Origin of the sequence: Achromobacter sp., from assembly GCF_036567245.1 — a bacterium.
GTDB lineage: Bacteria > Pseudomonadota > Gammaproteobacteria > Burkholderiales > Burkholderiaceae_B > Achromobacter.
Genome location: NZ_DATCUY010000495.1, coordinates 1 through 2,769, shown reverse-complemented (window position 1 = coordinate 2,769; position 2,769 = coordinate 1). Strand labels below are relative to the sequence as shown.

General features: G+C 63.8%; 3 protein-coding genes. All 3 read left to right on the top strand.

Annotation, left to right across the window (positions count from 1 at the left end):
• Nucleotides 1-199: 199 nt before the first annotated feature.
• The 3 genes from VIR09_RS21120 (at nucleotide 200) to pth (ending at nucleotide 2,606) form a co-directional block, all read left to right on the top strand.
• Nucleotides 200-1,150 carry a ribose-phosphate pyrophosphokinase gene (locus tag VIR09_RS21120; RefSeq protein WP_006227587.1) on the top strand — a complete coding sequence of 317 codons (951 nt, stop codon included), beginning with the start codon at nucleotides 200-202 and terminating at the stop codon, nucleotides 1,148-1,150.
• A gap of 147 nt (nucleotides 1,151-1,297) precedes the next feature.
• Nucleotides 1,298-1,912: a 50S ribosomal protein L25/general stress protein Ctc gene (locus VIR09_RS21115; protein WP_332014625.1), complete on the top strand. Its 615-nt coding sequence runs from the start codon at nucleotides 1,298-1,300 to the stop codon at nucleotides 1,910-1,912.
• Between the two features lie 97 nt (nucleotides 1,913-2,009).
• Nucleotides 2,010-2,606 carry an aminoacyl-tRNA hydrolase gene (pth, locus tag VIR09_RS21110; RefSeq protein WP_332014624.1) on the top strand — a complete coding sequence of 199 codons (597 nt, stop codon included), beginning with the start codon at nucleotides 2,010-2,012 and terminating at the stop codon, nucleotides 2,604-2,606.
• Nucleotides 2,607-2,769: the final 163 nt, after the last annotated feature.

Below are 2,769 nucleotides of genomic sequence, written 5' to 3'. Positions count from 1 at the left end.
GGCACCGGATTTTGATTCCGGCATGCGAAGGTTCGAATCCTTCCTCCCCAGCCAACCGAATACATAAAAAAGCTGTTGAACACGCCTGTAAGACACTGGCCCGGGTTCAGCAGCTTTTTTATTTTCCGGGTCCGCTGGTGTCTCGTAGCACCCCGCATCACCTCGTTAGTGTCTTACAACGACCATCGCATCATCCATCATGGCAAACGATAGCTTCATGATCTTCACGGGCACGGCCAACACTCGGCTGGCCGTGGACGTAGTCAACCACCTCGATATGTCCCTGGGCAAGATGACCGTCGGTCGCTTCTCGGACGGCGAGGTGATGGTCGAAATCAACGAGAACGTGCGCGGCAAGGACGTCTTCGTTCTGCAGCCCACCTGTGCCCCTACCAATGACAACCTGATGGAAATCATGGTTATGGTCGATGCCTTGCGCCGCGCTTCCGCTGGCCGCATCACCGCCGCGATTCCCTACTTTGGCTATGCCCGCCAAGATCGCCGCCCGCGTTCGGCGCGCGTCGCGATCTCGGCCAAGGTCGTGGCCAACATGTTGCAAGTGGCTGGCGTCGACCGCGTCCTGACGATGGACCTGCACGCCGACCAGATCCAGGGCTTCTTCGACATCCCCGTGGACAACATCTACGCCGGTCCGATCTTGCTGGGCGACATCTGGCGCCGCAATTTCTCGAACCTGGTCGTGGTGTCTCCGGACATCGGCGGCGTGGTGCGGGCCCGCGCGCTGGCCAAGCAGCTGGAAGCCGATCTGGCCATCATCGACAAACGCCGCCCGCGCGCCAACGTGTCGGAAGTGATGAACATCATCGGTGAAGTCGACGGCCGCACCTGCATCATCATGGACGACATGGTCGACACCGCCGGCACCCTGTGCAAGGCGGCCCAGGCCCTGAAGGACCGCGGCGCCGGCGCCGTTTACGCCTATTGCACGCACCCCGTGCTGTCGGGCGGCGCCATCGACCGCATTGAAGCGTCGGAACTGGACGAGCTGGTCGTCACCGACACCATTCCGCTCTCCGAGCAAGGCCAGGCCAGCGGCAAGATCCGCCAGCTGTCGTGCGCCGCGCTGCTGGGCGAGACCATCCTGCGTATCTCGAACGCGGAATCGGTCAGCTCGCTGTTCGTCGATTAAGACGCGGCGTCCCTCGGACGGGCAGTCCGGATACTGAGTTTTGCGCCTTGCTGGTCGCGGCAAGGCGCAACAAACACGGCGCGCATTTCGCGTGCCGTGTACCAACCGGCGAAGTCTCTTCGCCATTTATTGTTTTTGGAGTTTTCCATGAAATTCAATGCCACTGCGCGTAGCGTCCAGGGTTCGAGTGCGAGCCGCCGCCTGCGCCGCGCGGGCCGCGTTCCCGCCATCGTTTATGGCGGTACGGCTGCCCCCCTGAACATCGAACTCGACCACAACGAGATCTACCACGCCCTGCGCAAGGAAGAATTCCACGCGTCGATCCTGCAAATGGCGCTGGAAGGCGTAGCCAAGGAAGAGCAAGTCCTGCTGCGTTCGGTTCAATGGCACGCCTACAAGCCGCAAGTCCTGCACGTGGACTTCCAGCGCGTGGACGCCAACCAGGCCCTGCACACCAAGGTCCCGTTCCACTTCATCAACGCTGAAGTCTCGCCGGCTGTGAAGCTGGGCGGCGCCATCATCAGCCACGTCCTGACCGAACTGGAAGTCACCTGCCTGCCGGCAGCGCTGCCCCAGTTCATCGAAGTGGACCTGAAGGATCTGCTGCCTGGCGCTTCGGTCCACCTGGCCGACATCAAGCTGCCCAAGGGCGTGACCTACGTCCCCCACGGTGGCGACGCCAACCCGCTGCTGGCCGCCACGGCCGTGGTCAAGGGCGGCGCTGCCGCTGACGAAGGCGCTGCCGAAGCTCCGGCCGCCTAAGTCCTGCCGGAAAGCCCCTGGGCTTTCCGCGGCTGAAGCCCGAAACCCTGCGTGTGCATTTGCATGCGCAGGGTTTTTTGGTTTAAACACCCCCATCATGTCTATTCCTATACGCCTCATCGTCGGACTGGGTAACCCCGGCCCCGACTACGAAACCACCCGGCACAACGCCGGCTTCTGGCTGGCCGACCATCTGGCGGACGACTTGCGCACTTCTTTTGCGCTGGAGAAGTCCTTTTTCGGCATGGTGGCCAAGTCCCGCCTGGGCGCCGACAACGTGCTGCTGTTGAAGCCCAACACCTACATGAACCGCTCCGGCCAGGCGGTCGGCGCGCTGGCCCGCTTCTACAAGCTGGCGCCGGAGCAGGTGCTGGTGCTGCACGACGAGCTGGACCTGATGCCCGGCCAGGTGAAACTGAAGCAGGGCGGCGGCCACGCCGGCCACAATGGCCTGAAGGACATCCAGGCGGCGCTGGGCAGCCCTAACTTCTGGCGCCTGCGCATCGGCATCGGCCATCCGCGCACGTTGGGCCTGGCCCAACAGGTGGCGGACTTCGTCCTGCATCCGCCACGCCGCGAAGAGCAAAAAGAGATCGAAGCGGTCATCGATCGCTGCCGCGCAGTGGTGCCAGCGATGCTGGCCGGCGATTTCCCCTTGGCGACGCGCCAGCTCCATAGCGGCAACGAGGCCTGATGACAGACCTGCGGCAGTCCGCGCCTGGCGGCAAACTGCGCTTTCGCAGCGAAGTCGCGGACTTCTGGCGTTTCATCCGCCACCCGCATCCGGCTTCGCGCCTGCCGGGCCGCGCAGCCGCGAGCGGCCTGGTGGCCGACTGGTGGCCGGGCCTGGGGCCGGG

Coding starts and splice junctions, on each gene's coding strand:
- VIR09_RS21120 (WP_006227587.1), top strand. CDS start 200: ATGGCAAACGATAGCTTCATGATCTTCACGGGCACGGCCAACACTCGG.
- VIR09_RS21115 (WP_332014625.1), top strand. CDS start 1,298: ATGAAATTCAATGCCACTGCGCGTAGCGTCCAGGGTTCGAGTGCGAGC.
- pth (WP_332014624.1), top strand. CDS start 2,010: ATGTCTATTCCTATACGCCTCATCGTCGGACTGGGTAACCCCGGCCCC.